The organism is Anaerovibrio sp. (assembly GCF_045637405.1).
Taxonomy (GTDB): Bacteria; Bacillota; Negativicutes; order Selenomonadales; family Selenomonadaceae; genus Anaerovibrio.
In genome coordinates this window covers 1-25,384 of record NZ_JAZTZI010000023.1, presented here as the reverse complement: position 1 = coordinate 25,384, position 25,384 = coordinate 1, and the positions used below count along the sequence as shown (strand labels likewise).

Annotated in this window: 24 protein-coding genes and 3 tRNA genes; 5 read left to right on the top strand and 22 right to left on the bottom strand. The window is 43.3% G+C overall.

All coding sequences use genetic code 11. From position 1 onward, the window contains the following. Positions 1–310: 310 nt before the first annotated feature. Entirely contained in the window at positions 311–3,124 is a 2,814-nt protein-coding gene (locus ACKI5G_RS01970; protein WP_407397138.1) for a DUF4268 domain-containing protein, read from the bottom strand. A gap of 287 nt (positions 3,125–3,411) precedes the next feature. Here ACKI5G_RS01970 and ACKI5G_RS01965 point away from each other — a divergent pair, with 287 nt between their 5' ends. Further along, positions 3,412–3,699 carry a hypothetical protein gene (locus ACKI5G_RS01965; RefSeq protein WP_407397136.1) on the top strand — a complete coding sequence of 96 codons (288 nt, stop codon included), beginning with the start codon at positions 3,412–3,414 and terminating at the stop codon, positions 3,697–3,699. 89 nt (positions 3,700–3,788) lie between these two features. Here ACKI5G_RS01965 and ACKI5G_RS01960 read toward each other — a convergent pair whose 3' ends face one another. Next, entirely contained in the window at positions 3,789–4,451 is a 663-nt protein-coding gene (locus ACKI5G_RS01960) for a hypothetical protein (RefSeq protein ID WP_407397134.1), read from the bottom strand. Positions 4,452–4,657: 206 nt separating this feature from the next. On the opposite strand from ACKI5G_RS01960, the gene ACKI5G_RS01955 reads away from it, so the two are divergent. Further along, the gene (locus ACKI5G_RS01955; RefSeq protein WP_407397132.1) at positions 4,658–5,308 is read left to right on the top strand and encodes a hypothetical protein; all 651 of its coding nucleotides are present in this window, start codon (positions 4,658–4,660) and stop codon (positions 5,306–5,308) included. Positions 5,309–5,364: 56 nt separating this feature from the next. Here the strand turns inward: ACKI5G_RS01955 and ACKI5G_RS01950 are convergent, their stop codons facing one another. The 6 genes from ACKI5G_RS01950 to ACKI5G_RS01925 form a co-directional block, all read right to left on the bottom strand. Continuing rightward, positions 5,365–6,972, bottom strand: coding sequence for a CTP synthase (locus tag ACKI5G_RS01950; protein WP_407397130.1), 1,608 nt, complete (start codon positions 6,970–6,972; stop codon positions 5,365–5,367). A 27-nt stretch (positions 6,973–6,999) separates the two neighbouring features. Next, on the bottom strand, positions 7,000–7,377 hold the full coding sequence (gene rpoE / locus ACKI5G_RS01945) for a DNA-directed RNA polymerase subunit delta (protein WP_039206266.1): 378 nt from the start codon (positions 7,375–7,377) through the stop codon (positions 7,000–7,002). A 45-nt stretch (positions 7,378–7,422) separates the two neighbouring features. Continuing rightward, positions 7,423–9,084: an arginine--tRNA ligase gene (gene argS, locus ACKI5G_RS01940; protein ID WP_407397140.1), complete on the bottom strand. Its 1,662-nt coding sequence runs from the start codon at positions 9,082–9,084 to the stop codon at positions 7,423–7,425. A 47-nt stretch (positions 9,085–9,131) separates the two neighbouring features. Beyond that, complete coding sequence (locus ACKI5G_RS01935) at positions 9,132–9,584, bottom strand: DUF1934 domain-containing protein (protein ID WP_407397127.1); 453 nt, start codon at positions 9,582–9,584, stop codon at positions 9,132–9,134. Between the two features lie 144 nt (positions 9,585–9,728). Further along, positions 9,729–10,190 carry a chemotaxis protein CheX gene (locus ACKI5G_RS01930; protein WP_027397352.1) on the bottom strand — a complete coding sequence of 154 codons (462 nt, stop codon included), beginning with the start codon at positions 10,188–10,190 and terminating at the stop codon, positions 9,729–9,731. Positions 10,191–10,193: 3 nt separating this feature from the next. Further along, entirely contained in the window at positions 10,194–11,057 is an 864-nt protein-coding gene (locus ACKI5G_RS01925; protein WP_407397125.1) for a response regulator, read from the bottom strand. Between the two features lie 316 nt (positions 11,058–11,373). On the opposite strand from ACKI5G_RS01925, the gene putP reads away from it, so the two are divergent. Continuing rightward, a complete protein-coding gene (gene putP, locus ACKI5G_RS01920; protein WP_407397123.1) occupies positions 11,374–12,849 on the top strand; it encodes a sodium/proline symporter PutP in 1,476 nt (491 codons plus the stop codon). Positions 12,850–13,592: 743 nt separating this feature from the next. Here putP and ACKI5G_RS01915 read toward each other — a convergent pair. Next, positions 13,593–14,531, bottom strand: a complete 939-nt coding sequence (locus ACKI5G_RS01915) for a glycosyltransferase family 2 protein (RefSeq protein WP_407397121.1) — start codon at positions 14,529–14,531, stop codon at positions 13,593–13,595. 99 nt (positions 14,532–14,630) lie between these two features. Here ACKI5G_RS01915 and ACKI5G_RS01910 point away from each other — a divergent pair, with 99 nt between their 5' ends. Beyond that, the gene (locus ACKI5G_RS01910) at positions 14,631–15,032 is read left to right on the top strand and encodes a GtrA family protein (protein ID WP_407397119.1); all 402 of its coding nucleotides are present in this window, start codon (positions 14,631–14,633) and stop codon (positions 15,030–15,032) included. An 83-nt stretch (positions 15,033–15,115) separates the two neighbouring features. On the opposite strand, the gene ACKI5G_RS01905 is transcribed toward ACKI5G_RS01910, so the two are convergent. From ACKI5G_RS01905 to ACKI5G_RS01850, 12 genes are all read right to left on the bottom strand, one after another. Beyond that, entirely contained in the window at positions 15,116–15,484 is a 369-nt protein-coding gene (locus tag ACKI5G_RS01905) for a hypothetical protein (protein ID WP_407397117.1), read from the bottom strand. Between the two features lie 110 nt (positions 15,485–15,594). Then, entirely contained in the window at positions 15,595–16,605 is a 1,011-nt protein-coding gene (gene floA, locus ACKI5G_RS01900; protein ID WP_407397115.1) for a flotillin-like protein FloA, read from the bottom strand. Between the two features lie 24 nt (positions 16,606–16,629). After that, the gene (locus ACKI5G_RS01895) at positions 16,630–16,884 is read right to left on the bottom strand and encodes an NfeD family protein (protein ID WP_407397113.1); all 255 of its coding nucleotides are present in this window, start codon (positions 16,882–16,884) and stop codon (positions 16,630–16,632) included. A gap of 198 nt (positions 16,885–17,082) precedes the next feature. After that, complete coding sequence (locus ACKI5G_RS01890) at positions 17,083–17,619, bottom strand: transcription repressor NadR (RefSeq protein ID WP_407397111.1); 537 nt, start codon at positions 17,617–17,619, stop codon at positions 17,083–17,085. 100 nt (positions 17,620–17,719) lie between these two features. After that, positions 17,720–17,795: transfer RNA gene (locus ACKI5G_RS01885), tRNA-Val, on the bottom strand. A gap of 37 nt (positions 17,796–17,832) precedes the next feature. After that, positions 17,833–17,907, bottom strand: a tRNA-Glu gene (locus tag ACKI5G_RS01880). Between the two features lie 2 nt (positions 17,908–17,909). Then, a tRNA-Asn gene (locus ACKI5G_RS01875) sits at positions 17,910–17,985 on the bottom strand. 77 nt (positions 17,986–18,062) lie between these two features. Continuing rightward, complete coding sequence (locus tag ACKI5G_RS01870; protein WP_407397109.1) at positions 18,063–19,232, bottom strand: YecA family protein; 1,170 nt, start codon at positions 19,230–19,232, stop codon at positions 18,063–18,065. A gap of 57 nt (positions 19,233–19,289) precedes the next feature. Next, positions 19,290–20,501: an N-acetylmuramoyl-L-alanine amidase gene (locus tag ACKI5G_RS01865; protein WP_407397107.1), complete on the bottom strand. Its 1,212-nt coding sequence runs from the start codon at positions 20,499–20,501 to the stop codon at positions 19,290–19,292. 122 nt (positions 20,502–20,623) lie between these two features. Beyond that, complete coding sequence (locus tag ACKI5G_RS01860) at positions 20,624–21,403, bottom strand: amino acid ABC transporter ATP-binding protein (protein WP_407397105.1); 780 nt, start codon at positions 21,401–21,403, stop codon at positions 20,624–20,626. Beyond that, positions 21,384–22,028 (bottom strand): amino acid ABC transporter permease, encoded by a 645-nt coding sequence (locus tag ACKI5G_RS01855; RefSeq protein ID WP_407397103.1) that lies wholly within the window; start codon positions 22,026–22,028, stop codon positions 21,384–21,386. The genes ACKI5G_RS01860 and ACKI5G_RS01855 overlap by 20 nt, the downstream gene beginning before the upstream one ends. 340 nt (positions 22,029–22,368) lie before the next feature. Beyond that, positions 22,369–23,163, bottom strand: a complete 795-nt coding sequence (locus ACKI5G_RS01850; RefSeq protein ID WP_407397101.1) for an amino acid ABC transporter substrate-binding protein — start codon at positions 23,161–23,163, stop codon at positions 22,369–22,371. 232 nt (positions 23,164–23,395) lie between these two features. On the opposite strand from ACKI5G_RS01850, the gene ACKI5G_RS01845 reads away from it, so the two are divergent. Continuing rightward, positions 23,396–24,460, top strand: a complete 1,065-nt coding sequence (locus tag ACKI5G_RS01845; RefSeq protein ID WP_407397099.1) for an HD-GYP domain-containing protein — start codon at positions 23,396–23,398, stop codon at positions 24,458–24,460. 94 nt (positions 24,461–24,554) lie between these two features. Here the strand turns inward: ACKI5G_RS01845 and ACKI5G_RS01840 are convergent. Further along, the coding region (locus ACKI5G_RS01840; protein ID WP_407397097.1) for an ABC transporter permease at positions 24,555–25,384 on the bottom strand (830 nt) is incomplete at its 5' end.

Here is a 25,384-nt window from a genome sequence, read left to right as displayed (position 1 = left end):
GCGTTCACTATTTGTTTACAAATAGATTGCTTAAGGTGCTGTGACATTTGTCGCAGCACCTTTTTCATCTGTAGACGACGAATCTCAACAAAGCTGACTGTTGTATTGGTCATTTTATACTGACTCTGAAATGGCTATGCTAACCGACCCGTAGGTGGTTAAATTACGCCGACGCTAATAGCGGAATATTTGCCCTCACAAGGGTATATTTAAGTATATACCATCAGAAGCTACGTTGCAGTTTTTCCTAAACCGAAAAGCCCCAGCTTTTCGCCGGGGCCTTGGTTGTGAGTGACTTCCCTTTTAATTCCTATAACCCGAAAGTATCCTGTATTTCTCCTTCAAAATCAGAAATATCACCCAAAGCAGAATTTAATCCCTTAAAAATAATCTCTTTATTCAGATCTTCAGGAATAACGACTTTCTCTGTTCTAAAAGCAACCCACCACTGCCAGTTTTCTTTTGCTGGTTTACTATTTATAACTTGTCCAATTTTGTAGATAAGATTACGCTGATCCTCTGTCATATTTCTGGAACTAAAGCTCAATTTAATATCAACATCTTTACCAGTTCTATTCACTATTTCATAGAAATAATGGTTATCTGTATTCCATCCACTTGGGGCATCTTTCAAATCTGGTAAAATCTTAGACATCGTTGAAGTGGTAAATCTTGTACAAGTTCTGTTGCTTTTCTCAATTCTTTCTATTACATCATCATTTTTAATTGTCCACTCTCTAAGTATCTCAGCTATCTTCGATAAGCGTTCAACTTCTTGTGGACTTCTAACACTTAATATATCTTGATAAAATTCTTCCTGTAAATATGGAAGCATAATCCGTCTAATTTTGCAGCTCCATTCTCCCAAGAACTCTGCCATTGAAAGCCAATCGCCTTCATTGGCAATACTTACCCCTTCCAAATTGTGTGAAATCCATGAGCTTTTATAATCATCTGCTCTTTCCCAAATAAGATTTATATTAAGTTTATTTTCTATCTCATCTTTATGCTTGTATAAGATATCAAATGCTTTTTTATTATCCTCTGATACACGCTTGCTAAATACTAAATCTACTCTGGCTTTATCGTAATTTGCAACACAACAAATATTAAAGCCACTTATTCCAACAGAACATGAAACTACATTGGATGTACCTGGATTAACATATATAAATGCCTCTTGATTATTTTTTTCGCGAATTCCCGGTAAAGCTTTTTCCCAGAAAGAATATCTCAACTTTTTCCTACCAACATTTTCAGGCCTTTCCTTAATAAGCACTTCTTTTGGCAATGTTTGTGCATCCCATATTTCTCTTATTTTGTTCTCTAATTCTAAGGTTCTGGCATAGATTTTATTTTCATTCCAGTCATCGTTGCCAATAATATCTCTGGTAATCCTTAAATCTGCAAGGTCTTTTATTCCTTTTTTGCCAGCTTTTCCATTTATTTTGTCATAAAATTTACCATTACTGATGGATGTATTTAATTTAGAGTTAAGCAGCGTCATATTCCCAATTTCATAGATTGCCTGACTTCTAACTCTCTCAATATCATCTGTTTCTTCGACAACATCACCTTCTCTATCGTATGATGGAACATCGCTCCAGTTTTTTTCCCATTTTTGAGGCATTATATGTTCCAGGGTAAAACCATATTTAAGGCGTATAACATCTACATTAAGCTGTTGTCTTTGATATAATTCTACCCAAAATAACAATAATGTAGGAATTTTATTAGTTGTCATGCGCCTGAGTCCATCTACAAATCGCTGCTCAGTAATATAGGCACAGCTATCCATAACTTCCGAAGGTGTTTTTCGATTGTCTACCAGCTGTATACATTCCTTATTGTAGTTTTTGGTACTTCCTTTGCAGATTGCATTTAAAATGACATATTTTTCTATTCCAAAGAAATTATTTCTCAGCTCATCCTCTGTTATTATTCCTTTTTTAAAAGCATATAATTGCTTTAACAGATATGGATGAAAGGTTGATACTTCCAGTACATTACAAATATTAAATGTTCTTCCTATATAATCACTATATTCCAGTTCTTCCTCAACATCAGAAAAAAATTCTTCATATACCTCTGCATAATCATGAAGATCCATTAAAAATACTTCCATCTCCATAAGATTCATGTTTAGTATTTTGTTTCTATATTCCTGTGGCAGCTCTGACATTGTATTATCTGCCGCATTAAAGAAACCTTCTATAACTGCAAAAGCATGAAGGAACGTTTCAATTGTACTTCTCCTCATACGGCCATATTGATGTAGCGCTTCCCAATAAGCATATTTTTTCTCATCAGCTATAAAAGCATCCACCCAGGTATCTTCATATTCTTTAATGGCTCTATCATCCGCATTATTAGGGTCTTCTACTCTTAATAACTCAACATATTTCTGATAAAGCAGATTCTTAATGGTATCTGCACAAGAAAGCCTTACACCCGCTGAATTAACTGTATCAAATATTGCCTGTTCATTATCATTTACATCCAAATCAATATTTACCAAGAACTTAATCTTATCAACTGTAAGTAGTTCCCATAAATAATCAATGGTATCCTGATCCGTATCTTCCAGTTCATCTCTAAAATAAGCATACGCCTTGACAATATTACTGCATTCCTCATCCGCGCCTAATCCTGCATACCGTTCCCATCTGTCATCTTTATCCAAATTACCTGTTATTACGTTCTCAAATGCTTTTTTATCCAAATGGGAATGGTTTATTTTGACATGCAGCTTTTTCCTTATGCCCCCTTCCGGAACAAATAAAATGCTTTCCATTTGAACCTGGCATGTTTTTACATCAGACTCATCATAATTGAATCTGGCAGCGTTCTTTACAATATGATCATAGCAGGCTCTCAATAATATACTTAATGTTGTCAATCTCTGTTGTCCATCGATAACTGAGAATCTGGCAACACTTCCAGCAGCTGTCAGTTCATTTTTTAATATTATTGAACCCAGAAAATGATTCGTGGTCTTACTTGTAAGGTTGCCAAATAGCTCGCTCCAGTTTTCCTCATTCCATACATAGGCCCTCTGGAAGAAAGGAATGTCATAATAACTTGGTGTAGCTAAAAAATAAAACGATTTATCTTCTGCTTTCATATAGTTATTCCCCTTTTTTGGTGTTCATTATCGTATTTTGAATAAAAAAAATCTATAAGCTATATGGGATTTTTCTTACCCCCATTTCTTCATATCATATAATTTCAAGATGAAAATGTTTTTTCCTGCTGAAAAAGAAAAAGCCCTGAATTCAAGTATTTCAAGCAGCTTCTAGCTGTAAAAGGCTGAATGAGGGGAGCCATGTTTTGGGGCGAATTTCTTTTATTACCTTTAGATTTCTTATAAAATGTAATCAAACTTAAATATTTAATAGGAGGAAAAGCGTTATGATGATAAGCCCTGATATGTTTATAGAACAAATAAAAAATGCCACCTATATGGAACTTATAAAAGAAAGAAAACGCCTAATTCGTACTATTAGTAAATATGAAAAAGATGAGATATCTGAAGATCATTCCGGCCCCGAATGGTTAATAAGGCCTTCACCTGATGTACGATACCAGATGTATCTGGAATATCTTTCAGAATTATGTTCATTTATGTGTCAAAAATATAATGAAGAATATGTCCATGGGGAGCGTAAACTGAGTGAAGATGCTAAAGCACAAAAATAATCATACCAAAAACCGTGGACTTTATTGCAGCCTTCTTGCAGTAAAAAATCCACGGTTTCCTTTTTTATTCAACTGTAAACATTCAGCATTTAATCCATAAAGCCTGCGACTTTGCCGTTTTGGAGGTAAATGATGATATTACGGCCTGGGGCGTAGTATACAAACTGCTTTGTTTCAGTATCTCCCACCACGGCGCGGCCTACATGGTCAGGGGGACCGAAAAGTCTCCGTACCTTTTCCTCAGAGTCGCCTATATATACATTATTGGCCCGTTCTGCTTCCTCTGCCGCTTTTTGGGCAGCCTTGGCAGCCTCCTCCTGACGTTTGGCCTCAGCTTGGCGGGCCATCATTTTTTCATAATCAGCATTGACCCTTTCACGGTCACGACGGACATTATCCGACAGGTCCCCACAATAATCTTCACCGATCTCTTCAAAGCTGTCATGAGCAGTAGTAATACCGCCGTCACTTGCTTTACCATCTTTGTATTTCATCATTGCATAAGAATAAGTCAGCAATGTCTCACAGTCATCACAACGATCATCACCCAACCCATTTAAGGTGTCCATGGCATTTCCCCATTTTCCTGCCTTAAGATGCTCCACAGCAGTACTATGCCCGGATTGATGAATCTCAGCATGACGCTTTTCTTCCATTTTAGCCTTGTAACCCTGATAGCCAAAAAAGGCCAGTATCACAGCTACAACCACGCCTATTGAAATCAGAAATATTTTCTTTCCATGATCCTGCATTATCTACACTCCTTGTAATTTTTTGCACATAGCCTAGTGTAGCACCTACAAAGTCATCATGCAACTTTTGTACTAATAAAATATATTGTATACATTTTATTATATTTAATCTTACCTCACTGATTTTACGATATACGGTTAGATAGGATTAGGTGTTCTGTCTTTGTATTTAATTTTTCTTTTAAGGATGAAGGAGGAAGATGAACATGGATGTTAATATGATTTCTTCTTTGTCGCAGCAGACAGCAACGGTGAAGGCCAGCATCACGAAGAGCACCACCACCAATGAAGCGACAAATGAAACCACCACCACTGAGGCTTTTTCCCTGGATATTTCCACGGAAGCACAAAAAGCCTCCACTGCAATTGGTAAGCTCACACCTGAACAGGTTGATGCCTTACAGGAGGGTATTGACAGAAGCTATATGTTGATGATTCAGACCCTGACTGAGCAAAACGCCAAGTTGCAGGGCTACCTTGACCAGGGTCTTTTCAAATTTGACTTTGACGGTGTAGAAATCGGCCTGGACAAATTTGTACTGCCGGAAGTGGCAACCACCCCTGAGGAAGCTGCAAAAGCTGTCAGCGAGGGTGGCGAGTATTCCGTTGATGCGGTGGCAACCCGTATCATGGATATGGCAACCTCCATCGCAGGCAATGACCCAGAAAAATTAAAGATGATGCAGGAAGCTGTGGAAGAAGGATTCCGCCAGGCTGGAATCACCTGGAAGGAAGCCATCGGACAGGATGAAATGCCACAGATTACCAAGGATACCCATGATGAAATCACCAAGCGCTTTAACGAGCTCTTTGAAAAAATGGGCATCAATGTAAATCCTGCCGGCACAGAGGAATAACCCAATCAATCGAAAAGGATGCAGTCCCAAAAACTGCATCCTTTTTTTATGTCTGATTATTTAATTTCCAAAGCTGCGGTTACGAAATCGCGGAACAATGGATGTGGGTTGTTTGGACGGGACTTGAGCTCTGGGTGGAACTGGGAAGCCACGAACCAAGGATGATCCTTAACCTCAACGATTTCAACAAGGCTATCATCAGGGAGAGTACCGGCAATAACAAGACCAGCATCCTGAAGCTCCTGACGATATTTATTGTTGAACTCATAGCGATGACGATGACGCTCACTGATTTCCAGAGTGCCATAGGCAGCCTCAGTCTTGGTACCAGGCTGAACCTTGCAAGGATATGCGCCAAGGCGCATGGTGCCGCCCTTATCCTCCACATCAACCTGGGATTCCATAAGGTCAATTACAGGATGGGTGGTTTCCTGACAGAACTCGGAGCTGTGGGCATCGTTCATGCCACAAACGTGACGTGCAAACTCAATAACTGCACACTGCATGCCAAGGCACAGGCCCAAGAATGGCAGCTTCTTCTCACGGGCATACTGAATGGCCATAATCTTACCCTCTACGCCACGATCACCGAAGCCACCTGGTACGAGAATACCCTTGCAGCCGGCAAATACCTCGTCAAGGTCCGGATTCTTGGTGTTCTCCAGTGTCTCGGCATTTACCCAAGTAATCTTAACATCGGCCTCATTATAGATGCCTGCATGGTGGAGAGCCTCAGTAACGGATATATACGCATCAGGAAGCTCAACGTACTTACCAACCACAGCAATCTTAACGCGCCTCTTAGGGTTGTTGATTCTATGAACCATCTGCTCCCAGCTGTCCATATTAACCGGAACATAATCCATGTTCAGCTTTTCCATGGCAATGCGGTCAAGGCCCTCGGACTGCATCATAAGAGGCACTTCATAAATGGTGGAGGCAGTCATATTTTCAATAACAGCTTCCTTGTCCACGTCACAGAACATAGCCAGCTTTGCCTTCATATCATCAGTAAGAGGCTTCTCGGTACGGCATACCAGAATGTCCGGCTGGATACCGATGCTGCGAAGCTCCTTAACGCTGTGCTGGGTAGGCTTGGTCTTAAGCTCGCCGGCAGCGGAGATGTAAGGAACCAGGGTTACATGGATGTAAAGCACATCGTTCTTGCCTACTTCCTTCTTAACCTGACGGATAGCCTCCATGAATGGAAGGGACTCAATATCGCCGACAGTACCGCCGATTTCAGTGATAACAACGTCAGCATTGCTCTCAGCAGCCACATCATATACGCGTTGCTTAATTTCGTTAGTGATATGAGGAATAACCTGAACTGTCTTGCCAAGGTAATCACCACGACGCTCCTTATTAAGAACGTTCCAATAAACCTTACCAGCGGTAATATTGGAGCCCTTGGTCAAATTTATATCAATAAAACGCTCATAATGACCAAGATCAAGGTCAGTTTCAGCACCATCGTCAGTTACGAATACCTCACCATGCTGATAAGGGCTCATGGTACCAGGGTCAATATTAATATATGGGTCAAACTTCTGAATGGTAATGTTGTAACCGCGGTTCTTCAAAAGACGGCCCAGTGAAGCTGCGGTGATACCTTTACCAAGGGAAGAAACAACGCCGCCGGTGACAAAAATGTACTTTGCCATGTCTTAATCCTCCTATACACTAAATAATTACATATTTTCCTGAATGCTCTCGAATTTATGGGTATCGTTGGCCTTCTTCTTTTCAGAAGCAGCAGCTTCCTTGGATACGGTACGAACACTGCGGGAAGTCTTTTTCTTCTCTACAGGGTACCACTCAGTAAGGCCCCACATACCGTCATTTCTATAGGTGAAGCGGCTGTCCATGTTAATCTGGGTATAAATCTCAGAAATAGCCTCTGGCAGTGACTGAACAGGCTTCTTCTTTCTCTTTATAACCTCAAGAATCAGATCCTTGAAATACATTGGCTCATAAGCGGAGGAATCCACTACATTGCCAAGATCAGCATTGTGCTCTGCAAGAATATAAGCGGCAACTTCTACATCGGTACTCTTTAAATAATCCACGCTAAAGTCTCCTTAATTAGTATTATAGTATAAAAAATTGTTTCATTACATCTTTTCCGGAGCAGAAACTCCTAAAATTCCCAAAGCATGACGAATGGTGTGGGCCGTAACGGTTACCAACGCCAAACGGGCCTCAGCCAGCTTGTCATCAACGCCCAGGATACGGCACTGATTATAGAAGCTGTGGAACTTGCCTGCCAGCTCATAAGCATAACGGGCAATACGCTGTGGTGCATACTCTGACGCTGCACGCTCAATTTCCTCCTCGTACTCCTGGAGCTTGTTAATGATATCAATCTCAGTCTCATCCTTAAGGAGAGAAAGATCAACACCATCAGTAACCTTAAGACCCGTTTCCTCCGCCTGACGGAAAATGCTGCAAATACGGGCATGAGCATACTGAATATAATAAACAGGATTCTCATTGCTTCTGGATTTTGCCAAATCCAAGTCAAAGTCCAGCTGGCTGTCCATGGAGCGCATAATGAAGAAATAGCGGGCAGCATCAGTGCCAACCTCCTCAATAAGCTCTGCCAGAGTTACAGTCTGACCAGTACGCTTGCTAAGCTTAACCAGCTCGCCGCCACGGAGAAGGCGAACCATCTGGAGAAGCAATACATCCAGATCATCAGCATTAAATCCCAGAGCACTCATGGCCGCCTTGACACGGCAGATATAGCCATGATGGTCTGCGCCCCAAATATTTATCAGCTTACCGAAGCCACGTTCAAACTTATCCTTGTGATAAGCAATGTCTGCGGCCAAATAAGTAGGAATACCGTTATCGCGGATTACAACACGGTCCTTATCATCACCGTAATCGGTAGACTTCAGCCAAAGGGCACCGCCCTCCTCGTAAATCTTGCCGTTCTTCTGCAATACCTCAACAGCAGCCTTAACCTTGTCCGGATGAAGGGTACGCTCGCTGTACCATACATCAAATTCGCAATTGAAGGCCGCCAAATCTTCCTTCAGGGCAGCCAGCTTTTCCGTCAGGGCCAGCTCCTTGAAAATATTCAGACGCTCCTCACTGGACATATTAAGGTACTTGTCGCCGTCCTTCTTGATGATGCGCTGGGCAGTATCGATAATATCAGCACCATGGTAGCCATTCTCCGGGAAGGTATCCTCAGTTGCCTTGCCCAAAAGCTCAAGATAGCGATGATCAACGGAAAGGGCCAGATTGTTAATCTGGTTACCCGCATCATTAATGTAATACTCGGAAGTTACAGGATACCCCGCAGCTCTCATTACATTAACCAGAGCACTGCCTGCTGCAGCACCACGGCCATGGCCAACATGAAGTGGTCCGGTAGGATTGGCACTTACATATTCCACCTGAACTGGCTTCATATCCTTCTTTGGAAGCTGACCGAAGCTCTCGCCACGATCCATGATTGCCTTAAGGCCATCATACAGGACATTAGCCTTCAGAAAGAAATTAATAAAGCCTGGGCCGGCTATCTCAACACGCTCCAGCCAATCGCCCTTAATACGGCCAGTGACCTCTTCTGCAATCTTTCTTGGATTCATACGAAATGCCTTGGCAGACTGCATTGCGAAGTTAGTGGCAAAATCACCCATTTCCTTCTTTGGCGGAACCTCGAGAATAATATTTGGCAACTGCGCCTCAGGAAAAACTCCATCGGCAATGGCAGTCTTGGCAGCCTCCTCAATAGCAGCCAATAACGTATCCTTAATATCCAAATTCATAGCCTCCCAAACTTTTTAATATATACCTTATATATTGATATCTATCTCCCAGCATTGCTGATCTTTATATGAAGCTCATACTCACCCACAGGTGATCCATTAACGGCCAAATCGTAAAAAAGATCAATTTCACCCCGGCCCTCAACTTCATTCATATTGATTTCCAGCTGTCTGGTATTTATTTCCAGCTCCATAGGCCCATAAGGAGTATGATAGCTGGTTCGGGTCATTTCCCCATGTAAAAAAATCATTTCCGTATCCACGGCACCCCGGCGGAAAATTGTCAGCTTCCCCCCATCTGTTTTGATGGTAGTGGCAATAACATTTTCCTCGTCTATGTCACTGTCATCATATTTTACATAATGCTTATTATTACGGAAATAATACTGGCCCTCAGCCAAATGGGCAACCTTTTCACGCTTGCCCGTCAGGTCCTTCTGAAAGCCGGAAGTAACCACTTTAACCTTGTTCATAATGGTCCTTTTCTTACTCATTTTTATAGAACATTCATTTGGTTCTGTATTTAAACAAAACTGTGTATAGTATAACCCAAAAATAGATTATTGCCAACAAAATAATTAATAAAAATTGAAAAGGGACTGCCGAGGCAATCCCTTAAATCTCATTATTCGATAAAGCTACTGCTGAACTGCAATATCAATCTCCACCTGATGACCGCTGACATCCATAACAACGCACAGATACTGCTCGTTGCTGATCTTAATCTGGAAGTCGGACCCCACAGTAAGTGACGGGGTAGAAATATCCACCTCCAGCCCAAGAGCTGTGAGATTGGTGGCTGCATTGGCAGTCAGCATATTGGACATCTCAGAAATAGCACTCTGAGCCATCTCATCAAATGACTCCACCGGCATCCCCATCATCATGGTGGATGCAATGAATTTTGCGGTGTCTTCACTCATATTATAAACGACGTTTCCCCTTATCTCCTTGGTAAAACCAACGATAACAGCTACGCCCTGACTTACAGCATTTTGATTATTTACAGTCATACCTGTACGCTGTGGAGTTGGAAAACCCATCTGGGGAAGTACAGTCGTAAATGCGTCAATAAACGGATTAACCAGTTTTACATCCATAAGTTATACTCCCCTCGCAAACCCTACATTCATGAATACATCCCCGTAAGATGTCTTGGCTACTACATTAAAAGAAATTAGCTCAGGATTGGACAGAATTATATCTGAACCAATAACTGTACCCGGAGGCGTAATACGCATTTCCTTGTCCTTAAACACATCATTAATCCGGGAAACAGCCCGACCAGTAATAATATTACCTGCCTCCTCTATGGCAGCCTCTGCCTCATCAGCAGACAAATCATCCTGTGGATCCATTCCAAGCATAGCCTTGCTGAGACTATACATGGTCTCAGAATCCATATAAAGCGCAACACGACCCTTAGGCTCGCCAACGATACCAATTACCGCTGCCACGCCGTCAACACGAAGGACAGACTCTTCATTTTGGGCAATCTCAATTTCACTCTGGATACCAAAAATAGACACCAGACTCTGCTGGAGCACCTTTGCAAAGGTAGTCACATAGGACTCCCTGTAAACAGCTACTGCACCAACATTTTCATTACACATAATCATCAACGTATCAATAAGCTCATTTGTGCTGACAGGCTTCTGCAAGAAGGAGCCAATACCAGCCATACGGCCCTGCATAATCAGCTTGGCATCCTTCATGGCACTAATCATAACGATCTTTGCCTTTGGATCTATCGCATGAATACGGCGGGTGCACTCGATACCATCTGCATCCGGCAAATTCATGTCCATGGTTACAACATCCGGTTTAGTCTTAGCATAAAGAGCCACTGCCTCAGCAGAATTCTCAGCCATTGCGCAAACTTCAAAATTAGTCTTGGCCAGCATGGAGCTCACCATCATACGGCTAATTCTCGAATCATCAACCACCATAACCTTGACTTTTTCCACAAACAATCACCTGCGCTTTTCGTGTATTTTTCTCTCACTATAAATATTCGCCAAAAAAGTGAAAATCCTTCTAAAAATACGAAAAAACTATATGCGTTTTTTCTAGTATACAAAAATTGGTAGAGCAATTCAAGGAAAAACGTCCCAGTTGCCCTATTCTTTGAAGGGTTACTAACTAATAGAATTCTTTAAAAATAGAAAAAATCCTTCTTAATTTTGATTTTTATTTAACAAGATTTGATTTCTCATTTGCCAACAATCCATTCTTCTTTGTATAATGTTTAAGTATTATGCTTTGATATAGGAGGAATAACATTTGGATAATATATTAATTATTTCGGCCTTTGTTATTTATTTGGGCCTGATGATGTTTATCGGACTGTATTATTATAGGAAGACAAACAACATGGACGATTACATCATTGGCAACAGAAAGCTGGGGGCCTGGGTTACCTCCCTCAGTGCTGAGGCCTCTGATATGAGTGGCTGGATGCTGATGGGACTTCCAGGGGCTGCTTATCTGGCCGGGCTGAACGCTGGCTGGATTGCGGTGGGACTTGCCTTGGGCACCTATGCCAACTGGAAATTTATTGCGGCAAGACTTAGAAAATTTACGGAAATCGCCAACAATTCCCTTACCCTGCCGGATTTTCTCCAGAACCGTTACAATGATAACAGCAACATTTTGCGGGTTGCCCCGGCTATTTTTATCATTATTTTCTTCGTAATTTATACCTCCTCCGGCTTTGTCAGCGGTGGCAAGCTGTTCAGCACCCTCTTTGGACTGGACTATACCACAGCTGTTCTTTTGGGAGCCTTTGTAGTGGTATTCTATACCCTTACCGGTGGTTTTATGGCTGTATGCTGGACTGATTTCATCCAGGGCGTCATGATGTTCTTTGCCATTATTATGGTGCCAGCCGTGGCTGTTTATGCCCTTGGTGGTGTTTCTAATACTGCTGCCGCAGTGGAAATTATGAACCCGACCTTCTTTAATCCCTTCTTGGGACCTGATGGCTCCACCATTTCCGCCATTGAGTTTATTTCCCTTATGGGCTGGGGACTGGGATATTTTGGTCAGCCTCATATTTTAATTCGCTTCATGGCCATCAAATCCTCCAAGGAACTGAGCCATGCCATGCACATTGCCATGGTATGGGTTGCCATTTCCCTGGCTGCGGCTGTTGCCGTAGGTATCGTTGGCAGTGTTTACCTCACTGAAACCCTCACCGGGCCAAAGGTGGAAACCGTTTTTTTGGTAATGACCGAAGAGCTGTTTACTCCATTTGTGGGTGGTCTTATCATGTCCGCCGTATTGGCTGCAATAATGAGTACCGCATCAGCCCAGCTGCTGGTGGCTGCTTCTGCTTTCTCCCAGGATTTTTACCGCTCTGTTTTCCGAAAGGATGCTGGGCAAAATGAGCTTATCTGGGTAAGCCGCACCGCAGTGCTGGTTATTTCCGCTATGGCCATCGGTTTGGCCATGAATCCTAACAACTTTATTCTGGATATGGTTTCCTACGCTTGGGCCGGCTTTGGTGCAGCCTTTGGCCCTGCCCTTATTATGTCCCTGTTCTGGAGAAGAGCCACCAGAAACGGTGCTCTGGCAGGTATTGTAGTGGGAGGACTTACAGTGCTTATTTGGAAGCAGTTCGCTTTCTTTGGGCTTTATGAGATCATTCCAGGCTTCCTGTTCTCCCTGCTGGCAATTTATGTTGTGAGCCTGCTGGACAAGGAACCGGAGAAAGAAATTACAGATATGTTTGATTCCGTACAGCATTCGGAAATCTAATATGATATGATGGCTGACACTTAGGTACTTCCCTTTTGTGCCAGCCTTTTTTATTTCCCATAAATTTTGAAAATTTTTCTCATTTAGGTATTGAAAATCATTTTCAATTGTGTTATATTATATTCAAGCTTTGAAAAAAGCGTAACTCTCCTAAATATAATACACACACACTAGAAAAGGGATTCCCAGAGGACAGGGAATCCCTTTTCTAGTTCGTAAAACAATGCAAAAGCAAAAAACGGGCACAAACTGTTGTCTTTCGCTCAGTTCTGCACTTTAAGTATAGTTACTGCCTGCTAACCACAAAGTGCCGGGACAACCGTCTGTCACACGTCACACGTCGCTAAAGTTTTTCTTGTCCTAAACAATAGCGAAAAAAATCATAACTCGCGTCGCCTTTACAAGACCATCTTTGCGTCGCTCAAACAAATGATTTTTTCCACTAAAGCAGAAGAACGACAAGAAAAGACTTCTTAACGCTCCGTGGACTATTGTTCCATACAATTATCCCGGCACTTTTTAAATGTAGTATATATCCAATATCAATATAAAGGCAGGTACTGATTGGCTTGAGCATTAAGTTATGGGGCGTAAAAAAGCATTTTTTGCTAACCTGCACAGCAAGAAAACATCGTTGTTTGAGCGAAGCGAGTTCGATTTTTCTTGCTGCTAATTACGTAGTAAAAAATGCTTTTAGCACCATAACTGGGCGAAAGCCAACAGTTCCTGCCTTTTTATGTAAATTAATCCTGTTCGTCCTTAGGGCGGCCGCGGCCTATGAGATATAGCGGCCTATTTTTAACTTCCTCATAAATGCGGGAAATATATTCTCCCATGATACCCAACACTGTGAGCTGCACACCACCAAAAAACAGTATACAGGCCGTTATGGTAGCCCAACCAGCCACCGCATCATTGAACACAAACTTTGATACCAGCACATGCAAAAACAGTATAACACTCAAAAAGCCACAGCCAAAGCCGATATACAGCCCCATTCTAAGTGGCAGGGTGGAAAAGGCCATTACTCCATCCACTGCCAGATGAAGCATCTTCCGCGGAGAAAATTTAGAAACCCCAGCGAACCTCTTTGGTGCCACAAACTCAATATAGGTCTGCTTAAAGCCCATGGAACCTATCATACCACGAATAAAACGGGCATGCTCACGATACCGGCGGAAGGCCTTTACCACCTTCTGATCCATCAGGCGGAAATCAGCTCCGCCTTCCTGAATATGAACGGTGGACAAGGTATTTAAAATCTTGTAATAATAGGCGGAGGTAATCTTTTTAAAGACTGAAACCCCTTCCGTACTCTTGCGGATGGTATGAACCACCTCATAGCCTTCCTCCCATTTGGCAATAAGGGTAGGAATCAGCTCCGGCGGATGCTGCATATCTCCGTCCATCATTATTACCGCAGCCCCGTCCGCATGGTCAAGACCACAGGTGAGAGCCAGCTGATGTCCGGAATTTTTTGCAAGAAAAATAGACTGAACCCGGGAATCTTTATTCTCCAGATCCCGCAGTATTTCACGGCTGCGGTCCTTTGAGCCGTCATCTACAAAATCCAGCTCAAATTCATAATCAAGCTTATCAAATACATCCACAATGGACTTATAAAAATGCTCTATATTTTCTTCTTCATTGTATACAGGAACAACAACTGATATAATCTTCATGATAATCTCTTTTCTCAATTCTTTATTCTATGCAAAATACTATAATATTATACGCGTTGGGGAATTATTTCTCAATACTAAATTCCAAAGGGGAACATAATGAATTTAATAGAAAAAACTAAGCATCACTTTTTAACGAAGGAATTCTTTCTGTTTTTGGTCATTGGCTGTATCAACACCTTTAACTGTACCTTTATGGCCTGGCTCTGCTCCTTCGTTATCGCAGATGCCAATCTCACCTTCAACATTGGTTACATTTTGGCAAATCTCTGCGCCTGCTGGATGAACAGCCGCTTTGTATTTCATGATACATTGTCTGTGAGCCGCTTCATAAAATTCTTTATATCATATATTCCAAACTATATCATTCAAAATATTATTGTTATTATATTCTACAACTGGCTGGGTTATCCTCCAATAGTCAGCTATCTGATTGCAGCTGTTTTAGGTATTCCAGTAACATTTCTTTTGGTAAAGCTATTCGCCTTCGGGAGAAAGTAAAAATAATATTTTCCATGGATAATAAAACTGCAAAGGGATTCCCGAAGATATAGGGAATCCCTTTTATAGTGCAAAATATTATTTTAAAACCGCTTGGGACGGGTTGCTTTGGGCTTGCCTAAAATCTCCGCCCAGATAACTGCCCGGGCCATGCCGCTCATAGGCTTTTTCCTATGCTCAGTGGTATATGAAGGGTCCTGGGACGGTTCCTCATGCTTTTCCTCATAATCATCCGTATGACGGGTCAGATACTCCTGATAGGGATTATGAACCTGTGCATATTCTTCTGGATGATGAGGCCTATGCTGAGGAGGTGGTGGCTCCTGTGGGCGCCCTATATCCGGCGGTGTCCAGTCCTTTGGAATAGGCTGAGCGGTGGGCTTCTTCTTGTCCAGCACGTTGCCCAGTATGACCATCAAAGCAAATACCACTATTGGAATAACATAATCCATAGCTTTTCACCTGCTTTACTATGAAATCTTAGTGAATCGAATCTAAAAGATGAAGATGAACTTTAGATTTCGTGTAAGGGCTGATGAAAGCCCGTATGCTTTCATCTTGCTTACTTAATAGGCGGTGGAGTAAGAGGGCTGTCATCGGCACTGCGGCTGATGCTGTCCCGCATATCAGTATCGGCTTTAATATTGTTGAGATTATAATAATCCATTACCCCTAAATTACCATTCTTCAGGGCCTCAGCCATAGCATGTGGCACCTCGGCCTGAGCCTCAACTACCTTAGCCTCCATCTCCTGAGTATATGCCTTCATCTCCTGCTCCTTGGCAACAGCCATAGCACGGCGTTCCTCAGCCTTGGCCTGGGCAATGCGCTTGTCGGCCTCAGCCTGATCTGTTAAGAGCTCCGCACCGATGTTTCTGCCAACATCAACATCAGCAATATCAATGGAGAGAATTTCAAAGGCTGTACCTGCATCCAGGCCCTTGCCAAGCACGGTCTTGGAAATATCATCAGGGTTAGCCAGCACATCGGTGTGGCTTACAGAGGAACCTACAGTGGTAACAATACCCTCACCTACACGGGCGATAATCGTTGGCTCGCCGGCACCACCCACCAGACGGTCAATATTGGCTCTTACGGTTACACGGGCCTTGATTCTAAGCTCGATACCATTCTTGGCCACAGCGGAAACCACAGGAGTTTCAATCACCTTTGGGTTAACGCTCATCTGTACAGCTTCCAGTACGTCACGACCAGCCAGATCAATGGCAGCGGACCGCTCAAATGGAAGGGGTATCTGGGCCCGATGAGCAGCGATAAGGGCATCTACTACCTTATCCACGTTACCACCAGCCAGGAAGTGGGCCTCCAGCTGGTTAACCTCCACGCTAAGTCCAGCTTTGTTGGCCTTGATGAGCGGATATACGATGCGGGAAGGTATAACCTGACGCAATCTCATCCCCACCAAAGTAAAGATACCCACCGGCACATTGGCGGCCTTGGCGGCAATCCACAACCGCAAAGGTACAAAATGTAAAAATACAAAGAGGAATACTATTCCCAAAAAAATCCACACTCCGCTGAGATCCAGCAGAAAATCCAATAATTCATCCATTTTATACACCCTTTCAGAATAATATTATCTTACAACCACACGGTTGCCATTAACAGAAATGACCCTGACCTCTTGTCCCTTGGGGATATAATCTCCCTCAGAGACCACGTCAATCGGCTCGCCGTTGATGATGACTGTACCGGCGGGTCTAAGCTCCCGGGACACAATGCCCTTGCAGCCCAAGAGTTCCGTCTGCTCCACGGCACTGACGTACCCTTTTTCCGTTGAGGTCTGGTCCTTCAGCACAAAGCTGTGCCATAAGTCACTCCAAAAGGACATTTTGCATCCTCCTTTTTCCTATGCTCAGAGCTATCGCAGATACGTACCTCTTGTGTAAAAAGCTTAATAAGTATAGTGGATAGGACAAGAATATGGTGAATTGAACATTTAGTTCCAGCGCGTTAAGAAACTTTTTATTGCTCTATATATCTTTATTTATAAAAATGTACCCACCCACAGTACCTCGTATTATAATACTCACTTCTGATTATTAGCTGAAAGGTTGGCACAGATGCCCTCTTCCCTTAGCTTTTTTTTGATACGGTCCAGAGAATCCTGATCCGGCACCTCAATCGTATGGAGGTGTACGCCTTGGGTCACACTGGAAAGAGGCATTCCGTCACACTCCTTCATGCGGTTGTCAAAGACCTCCACATCATGGCGGTTTCTAAGCATCAGATCAGCTCTTATTTCACCGTAAAGGGGATGCTCAACAATTACATCCCGGACATAGCCACCATTATCCACGATGATTTCCAGCTCACGGCGCATCATATCCGCACCGTGCTTGCAGGCAATTATCCCCACAATGCCGTGAGCCTCCTCATCCTCTGGCAGCACATAGCCCCTTGGAGTAGCATATACAGTAACACCACCGGCTCTAATTACGCTTATATCCCCCACTATAATCTGGCGGCTTACATTAAATTTTTTTGAAAGATATCCTCCCGTAAGAGGACACTTGGCTTTTTTTAGGGCTTCCAGCAACAGGGCCCGACGTTCCTGAGTGTCCATAAAAACTCCCCCTCCTTCCTTCATTGTATTAGAGCTATAGAAAAAAAGCAAATTAACAAACAAAAAAGACTACTAAAAACTAGTAGTCTCAAATTCCAAATGGTGGGCGCTAACGGGATCGAACCGCTGACATTCTGCTTGTAAGGCAGACGCTCTCCCAGCTGAGCTAAGCGCCCGTATAAAAGGGGATTGAAAATCCCCTCTGTTTTTAAATGGTGACGCGTACGGGATTCGAACCCGTGAAGCCGCCGTGAAAGGGCGGTGTCTTAACCACTTGACCAACGCGCCATTGGCTCCTCGAGCAGGACTCGAACCTGCGACATACGGATTAACAGTCCGTCGTTCTACCGGCTGAACTATCGAGGAATCATTTGTGTCGGTGATGTCGACAAGTGATATAATACTGCATTTCAAAATAAAATGCAAGCATTTTTTGAAAAAAATTAGTAATTTTTATCGAGGCAGCAATTCTTGTACTTCTTTCCACTGCCACAAGGGCATGGATCGTTGCGTCCAATCTTCTTTCCTACCCTTACCACGGACTGACGAGGCATATTAGCCAGCTCATCCTCAGTATGGCCCTTTAATACCCATTTAGGGAGGGTATTGTTGTAGCGACCAATAAGACCGTACAGCTCCTGGGTCTCCTCCATCTTAGGCAATACCAGCTTCTGATCCTTCAAGAAGCCCACGATTTCCTTCATTCCATAGCCATTCTGAATAATGATATTAATGGAACGGACAGCCTCTGCGGCCTGCAGAACGTCCAGATTGCACTTGTTCATCAGGAACTGGGCCAGTGCCCTGTAGGCACCAGTTGACTCCACATAGGATTCCTGGCCAGCATCCCACACTTTATCGTATGGCAGATCGGCATAATCAATGGAGGTATTCTTCATCTGCTCTGCCTGGAGGGCATCCACATTCATGAGCTCAGAATACATCAGTTCATGCTTGCCGGCCTGAATATTGTCATACCAGCAGCCGCCGTTAAGGATGATGCCGATAAAATCAGCAAATTCCAGTTCATCGTCAATATATTCACTGACCTTTGCATAGAGCTGGTCATAATCCATTACACCATAATAGAATACAAGACCGGAGGCCAGACGGATAACTTCAGTATTCAGTGCAGTAGCCTGCTGGAAGGCAGCATTGTTAATCTTGCTGTATTCCTTCTGAATTTCCTTTGGCATATACCAAACCAGCTTACCATCAGAAAGGCCGCAATACATGATACCAATACCACGGAGATAGTCCAGACGGCCATCGTCGAGCTGCAAATCACCAGCCAAGCCCTTGTGCTTGCATGCGTAGTCGAAAATATCCTTCTGATCCTCAAAGGCACTGACAAACCAGCGCTGGGCAAATTTAACAACCTCCGGCAGCACTGCCTCCACCATCTCGGCCTTTTTGACACGATTAATATTAGTGGCAACAGGAAGATTCAGATTGTACTGTATATCCTCCAGCTCTGTCTTTGTAAGGGCATTAAGCGCCTCCTCCAAAGTGAGCTTTTCCGGCAGCTTGTGACGGCGAAGGCTCTTCATGCGCTCTGCCTTTTGCTCTGCGATTACTTTATTAAACTGTTCATCAGAAAAAGTAAATTCCAAATCACTCAACCTCACATATTTCCATATTCAATATATTGTCAAAATACTATTTTCCCATCAGCCAAAGAATTTCTTTATGCCCTTCAAGATACCGGAAGCCGCCTTTTTGATACCAGCATCAGAATTCAGCAGGCGTTCCTCCTTCTCGTTGGAAATAAAGGCTGTTTCCAAAAGAATTGCCGGCATGTTGGTATGTCTCACAACATAGAAATTACAGCTCTTAACGCCTCTATGGCCTGTAGACAGGGCAGATACCACCCCATCAGAAACATACTGGGCCAAACGAACAGAAGCCTTGGTACCCTTTCCGTAGTAATATCCCGTGGTACCGCTTGGGCTGCTGCTGGTAAAGGAATCCATGTGAATAGAAATAAAGATATCCGAATCATTTCTATTTCCTATATCACAACGGGCCTGAAGCTCCTCAATATCCGTTGCATTAGCCTTCTTTGGGGACACCTCAGTATCCTTGTTGCGGGTCATAATAACCTCAGCCCCTTCTGCAGTCAGAATACGCTGCAGCTCCAAGGCTATACGAAGGGTTACACTTTTCTCTGTAACACCTGTTGGACCAATGGCCCCCACATCGCTGCCACCATGACCGGCATCTATGGTAATCTTTTTCCCCTTAATGCCAGGAGTAAATTCAGGCTCAACCACCGGGGTAACCTCTTCCTTCTTATCGGAATCCCCCTCAGAATTGGTGACAGGGGTGCTGGTCTGTTCATCAGTGGATGGCTGTGGCTTTTCAGTATTACCCGAGCTGGAGCCGTTCTTGCCAAAATCTATGGCTGCTCCCCCGGAGCCCTTACCCACATTACCGAAATCCAAAACCAGACGATGACCAGTATTGCCACCGGCTAATGTGAAAAAATTACGGTTACTTTCATTCATGGTGCTTTCAATAACTACACGCACCGTATTCGGGTCAAACTGAGCCAGACGTACTGATTTGGCAAACTGGCTACCTATATTGATTGTCTTTTTTGCCTCAGGACTTATCCAGGCCCCATGAATATCCACAACAACCCGTGATGGATTACTTAAAACACTGGTTTTTATAGCAACATCCTTGGTGGTATCCAATACGATACGGGCCTTATCCTTATCAGAGCTCACCCGTACAGAGGTAATCTCCGCCATATTTGCCATGCGCTGGGCAAAGGTAGCTGCCTGAGCCTGGGTGGACCAAAACATAAGAAAACCAGCCAAAAGCAGCATTATACCCGCAAAATGCAAATAAATGGCCTTAGCTTTAAGAAAGTACATAATATATATTCCCCCAAAACGGGCTTTAAAACCCATAGAACTAGCTTTAAAAATTCATTTTCTACCAAATTATATAAAGAATAAATTTCTAAGTAAGAATTCTATCATATAATTCTGAAAAATTAAAGCATGTTCTTGAGGAAGGCCTGGGTTCGCTCTTCCTGTGGATGATCGATAACCTGCTGGGCCGGACCCTGTTCCACAATAACCCCATCAGCCATGAATACCACCTGGTTGGCTGCCTCTCTGGCAAAGGCCATTTCATGGGTAACCACCAGCATGGTCATGTGCTCCGCTGCCAGCTCCCGCATGGTCTTCAACACCTCGCCGGTAAGCTCCGGGTCCAAGGCAGATGTGGGCTCATCAAAGAGCATAATGTCAGGCTTCATGCAAAGGGCTCTGGCAATGGCCACCCGCTGCTGCTGACCGCCGGAAAGACGGGAAGGATAATTGTCCCTTTTCTCAAAAAGACCTACTTTACGCAACAGCTCCTCCGCCTCGGGGATTACCTCTTCCTTCTTACGCTTCTGCACCTGAACCGGTGCCTCCAGCAAATTCTGCATCACAGTCATGTGCGGGAAAAGATTAAACTGCTGAAACACCATGCCGGTGCAGGACAAAATATCCCTGGCTTCCTTTTCCGAAACGTATTCTGCCACATTTTCACTATTATTCCGGGCCAAAGCACGTCCCTTAATTTCTATTATCCCGGAATCGATTATTTCCAAACGGTTAATACAACGAAGCAGGGTACTTTTGCCGGAGCCGGATGGGCCAATAATTGCCTTGGTTTCACCCTTTTTCAGATCCAGGTCAATGCCCCGCAAAACCTCAAGCTCATCGAATTTTTTATGAATCTGCGTCAAACGCAGCATTACTTTATCATTGGTCATATTTTCCATAATATGCCTCCAGCTTCTTGAAGCCCCATGTAAGTACGGCTGTCATAATTAAGTAGAAAACGGCTGCCACCACAAATGGTGTCATATCAAACTCACGCTGTACGATGGTACGGGCCACTCTCAGCAGGTCATTCATGGCAAGTATATAAATAAGGGAGGTATCCTTTACAAGATTTATAGTCTCATTACTTACCGGTGGCAAAACGTAACGAATCATCTGAGGTATAATAATGCGGCGCATGGTCTGCTTGTGGGTCATGCCAAGGGTCTTGGCCGCCTCATACTGACCACGGGAAATTGACTGAATGCCCGCACGGAAAATCTCAGCAAAATATGCAGCATAATTTAAGGTAAATGCCAACAGGGCCGCCACCAGATCTGGCAGCATAATACCTACCATTGGCAGGGCAAAGTAAACGAAGAGCAGCTGCAGCATCAAAGGCGTGCCACGCATAAGCCAGATGTAAAATTCCATAAAACGGCTTACCAGCTTCAGTGAGGACAGACGGCCGAAGGCCGCCAGAAGGCCCAGCGGCAATGAAAAAATCAACGTAATAAAGAATATCTGCAATGTGACCTGGGTGCCCTCCAGCATCAGGACAACAGTATGCAACAAATTATCCATAATTAATTTGAAACCCCTTTAAATCATTTTATTAATTTTGTGCTTTACCGTAGGAAAGCATTAAGCCTATATATTTTACATCAAAATGGAGCAAATGAAAAGTAAAAAGAACTGCTGCAAAAATGCAACAGTTCATAAAATAACTGAGCTGAGGTGCAGTTATCTTTCGCGACGGTCCCGGTTCTAAAACTTTTTCTTGCACTTATATAGTGTAAAAAATCATAACTCGCTTCGCTCAAACAAATGATTTTTTCCACTAATATTAAGGTATGCAACAAAAAATTTCTTAACGAACCGTGCCCTAATTGCTCAATCTAACTGCACCTCAACTCATCCCCTTTTACTTTTTGAGGGTGATATCCTTTGCAAACCACTTCTCGGAAATTTTTGCAACAGTGCCATCCTTGATCATTTCGTCAAATACCTTCTGTACCTTGTCACGGAGAGCCTGATCCTCCTTGCGGAATGCAAAGCCGAACTGGCTTACATCACCGATTACAGTGTCGATGGCAGTAATCTTTTCAGGGTGCTTGCTGATGTAGTAGCGGCCAATAATCTCATCACCAACAACTGCATCAATACGGCCATTTTCCAGATCCATAAATGCATTGATGAAATCAGGATAATACTTTACTTCCTTCATGGAAGCCTTCAGATCCTTTTTGCCCTCGAAATATTCCTCAGAGGTGCCACCACTCTGGGTACCAATTACCTTACCTGCAAGATCAGCCTCGGAGGAGATTTTAACACCTTTGTTGGAAGCAACAAACACAATCTGGCGGTTATTCATGTAAGGATCGGAGAACAGCATATTTTCCTTACGCTTCTCGGTAATATCCAGACCATTCCAGAGAACATCCACACGTCCACTCTTCAGTTCAGCCTCCTTGGAGTTCCAGTCGATAGCCTTAAACTCCACCTCACAGCCCAGACGCTTGGAGGCCTCCTTGGCCAAATCAATGTCAAAGCCTACGATTTCATTCTTTTCATCCTTGAAGCCCATAGGTGGGAAATTGTCATCCAGACCTACCACAATTTTCTGTGCAGCATCCTTCTTAGCTGTATCATTACCACAGCCAGCCAGGGCTACCACAGCCAAAACCAGCATCATACAAATAGCCAAAATCTTCTTCATAAAACAATACACTCCTTTTTGAATAAGTTATTGCAATTTCAATACGCATATTATACTTTAGTTCGTTAATGTATTGCAAGAGAAAAATGATAAAATATTAAAATTTACTTTTTACCTATCAGACTTTTGTCCTTTTCTCTATTTTTTCGCATATTTTTTCACTCAATGGTAGGATTTTTACTATATCATATAGAATGTTACAATGGTAAATAGTAAATTGGAGGGGCTATGTATGAAAGAATTAACAATAGATGAGTTAGAACCGGGAATGGAGCTTGCTCGTACAATACTCAACGACGATATGGTGGTGGTACTGTCAGAAAATACCTTGCTGACCAAGGCCCACATCACCAGACTGGAATTTCTTAATGTTCCTTATGTATATGTTAAGGATGAATATGAACTTAGTCCAAACTACCAGAATGTCATGGCCATGTTTAACCGCAGCAATGCGTTTGCGGCCCAATACCGGGAGGTAGTACATGAGGTAAATGACATTTTTACATCCACTCTGAAGGATGACAAGGTTCCTGCTGAAAAAACAAAGGAACTGGTTAAAGAAGACCTTATGCCAATGTCCAAGCAAAGTGGTGCCATCGACTATCTCTATGAGCTTAACCACATGGCTGACGATGTATATAACCACTCCATCCGTGTTTCCATTTTGGCTGGTGTAATCGGCAAATGGCTTCTTATGCCATCCAGACAGGTCACTGACCTGATTACTGCCGGTTTTCTCCATGATATTGGAAAGGTTCATTTCCCTGAACGGTTGCAGAACCGTCAGGTGGAAACATTAAAGGGTGAAGATTTTGAAACATATCTTCAGCATACCTACGATGGCTACAAAATTCTGGCCACCAGTCCGGAGCTTTCCGAAGGTGTAAAGCTGGCTGCCCTGCAGCATCACGAAGCATTGGACGGCAGTGGTATTCCTGATGGTCTTAGCGGGGACAAGATTCATCAATTCTCCCGTATTATTGCCATTGCAGATCTTTATGATAACATCACCACAGAACGTGAGGGCTTTGTTCGACAGACTCCGTTTGCGGCCATTGCCAAAATTACTGAGCTGATGTACAGCAAGCTGGATCCAGAAATCTGTGTTGTAATCCTCAAGAGAATCAAGGATGCCTTCCTGGGCTCCACTGTAGTTCTCAACAATGGTCTCACCGGTACCATCCTTCGCTATCCTGATGACCTTGCTATTCATCCGCTCATTAAGATTGACCAGGATAATATCATTGACTTGAATGAGCATCGTGGTATTAAGATAGTAGAATACAACGCAAAATAACGACTATCAAAAAATCCTGTTGCAATCGCAACAGGATTTTTATTGTCTCAAATTCAAGCAAAAGCCTTCAACATATGTACCTTCTCACTGTATTTTACTCGTACCTTAGGGCTTCAATAGGGTCCAGCTTGGCTGCCTTTCTGGCAGGATAAATGCCAAAGAACAGGCCGATGCCCACAGAGAAGCTGAAGGACACAAACACAGGCAAAGGTGTAATAACCGTGGTAAAATTGCCAAACTTCCCCACCAGCATGGAGAGGCCACATCCCAGACCAATGCCTATAATACCACCAATAACACCGATAACCACCGATTCTATCAGAAATTGCATCATAATGTTCTGGAAGGTGGCACCCAGTGCTTTGCGGATACCTATCTCACGGGTACGCTCTGTAACCGACACCATCATTATGTTCATAATGCCGATACCACCTACCACCAGAGAAATGCCGGCGATACTACCCAAAAGTATGGTGAGCATAGTGGTGGTCTGGCTCATGGTTTCCATCAGACTGGTCATATTTCGGACATTAAAGTCGTCCTCCTTGCCACCGATTATCTTGTGACGCTGACGCAGCAGCACCTCAATATCCTCCTGAACCTGATCCATCTTATTGGCATCGGATACCTGAATATTCACAGAGGACACATAATCCATGGCCATCAGGCGTTCCATAGCTGTGGTGAGTGGCACGATGACCACATCATCCTGATCCTGTCCCATAGAGGACTGTCCCTTGCTTTCCAAAACGCCAATAACCTTAAAAGGCTGATTATTTACGCGGATATTATTTCCCACAGGATTAGTGGTACCAAAAAGATTGGTAGCTACCGTGCTACCAATAACGGCCACACGGTTTCTCTTATTATTGTCGCTTTCAGTGACAAAGGAGCCGGTACTCACCTCCAGGGAACGGATGGACA

What these genes read in the sequence shown, in the direction of transcription:
- ACKI5G_RS01950 (WP_407397130.1), bottom strand. Translation starts at nt 6,972, where the DNA reads ATGGCAAAGTACATTTTTGTCACCGGCGGCGTTGTTTCTTCCCTTGGT.
- ACKI5G_RS01895 (WP_407397113.1), bottom strand. Translation starts at nt 16,884, where the DNA reads ATGTCCTTTTGGAGTGACTTATGGCACAGCTTTGTGCTGAAGGACCAG.
- ACKI5G_RS01845 (WP_407397099.1), top strand. Translation starts at nt 23,396, where the DNA reads ATGAAAGAATTAACAATAGATGAGTTAGAACCGGGAATGGAGCTTGCT.
- ACKI5G_RS01960 (WP_407397134.1), bottom strand. Translation starts at nt 4,451, where the DNA reads ATGCAGGATCATGGAAAGAAAATATTTCTGATTTCAATAGGCGTGGTT.
- ACKI5G_RS01905 (WP_407397117.1), bottom strand. Translation starts at nt 15,484, where the DNA reads ATGGATTATGTTATTCCAATAGTGGTATTTGCTTTGATGGTCATACTG.
- ACKI5G_RS01865 (WP_407397107.1), bottom strand. Translation starts at nt 20,501, where the DNA reads ATGTACTTTCTTAAAGCTAAGGCCATTTATTTGCATTTTGCGGGTATA.
- ACKI5G_RS01955 (WP_407397132.1), top strand. Translation starts at nt 4,658, where the DNA reads ATGGATGTTAATATGATTTCTTCTTTGTCGCAGCAGACAGCAACGGTG.
- ACKI5G_RS01970 (WP_407397138.1), bottom strand. Translation starts at nt 3,124, where the DNA reads ATGAAAGCAGAAGATAAATCGTTTTATTTTTTAGCTACACCAAGTTAT.
- ACKI5G_RS01930 (WP_027397352.1), bottom strand. Translation starts at nt 10,190, where the DNA reads ATGGATGTAAAACTGGTTAATCCGTTTATTGACGCATTTACGACTGTA.
- ACKI5G_RS01850 (WP_407397101.1), bottom strand. Translation starts at nt 23,163, where the DNA reads ATGAAGAAGATTTTGGCTATTTGTATGATGCTGGTTTTGGCTGTGGTA.
- ACKI5G_RS01915 (WP_407397121.1), bottom strand. Translation starts at nt 14,531, where the DNA reads ATGAAGATTATATCAGTTGTTGTTCCTGTATACAATGAAGAAGAAAAT.
- ACKI5G_RS01965 (WP_407397136.1), top strand. Translation starts at nt 3,412, where the DNA reads ATGATGATAAGCCCTGATATGTTTATAGAACAAATAAAAAATGCCACC.
- ACKI5G_RS01860 (WP_407397105.1), bottom strand. Translation starts at nt 21,403, where the DNA reads ATGGAAAATATGACCAATGATAAAGTAATGCTGCGTTTGACGCAGATT.
- ACKI5G_RS01855 (WP_407397103.1), bottom strand. Translation starts at nt 22,028, where the DNA reads ATGGATAATTTGTTGCATACTGTTGTCCTGATGCTGGAGGGCACCCAG.
- ACKI5G_RS01910 (WP_407397119.1), top strand. Translation starts at nt 14,631, where the DNA reads ATGAATTTAATAGAAAAAACTAAGCATCACTTTTTAACGAAGGAATTC.
- ACKI5G_RS01890 (WP_407397111.1), bottom strand. Translation starts at nt 17,619, where the DNA reads ATGGACACTCAGGAACGTCGGGCCCTGTTGCTGGAAGCCCTAAAAAAA.
- floA (WP_407397115.1), bottom strand. Translation starts at nt 16,605, where the DNA reads ATGGATGAATTATTGGATTTTCTGCTGGATCTCAGCGGAGTGTGGATT.
- ACKI5G_RS01935 (WP_407397127.1), bottom strand. Translation starts at nt 9,584, where the DNA reads ATGAGTAAGAAAAGGACCATTATGAACAAGGTTAAAGTGGTTACTTCC.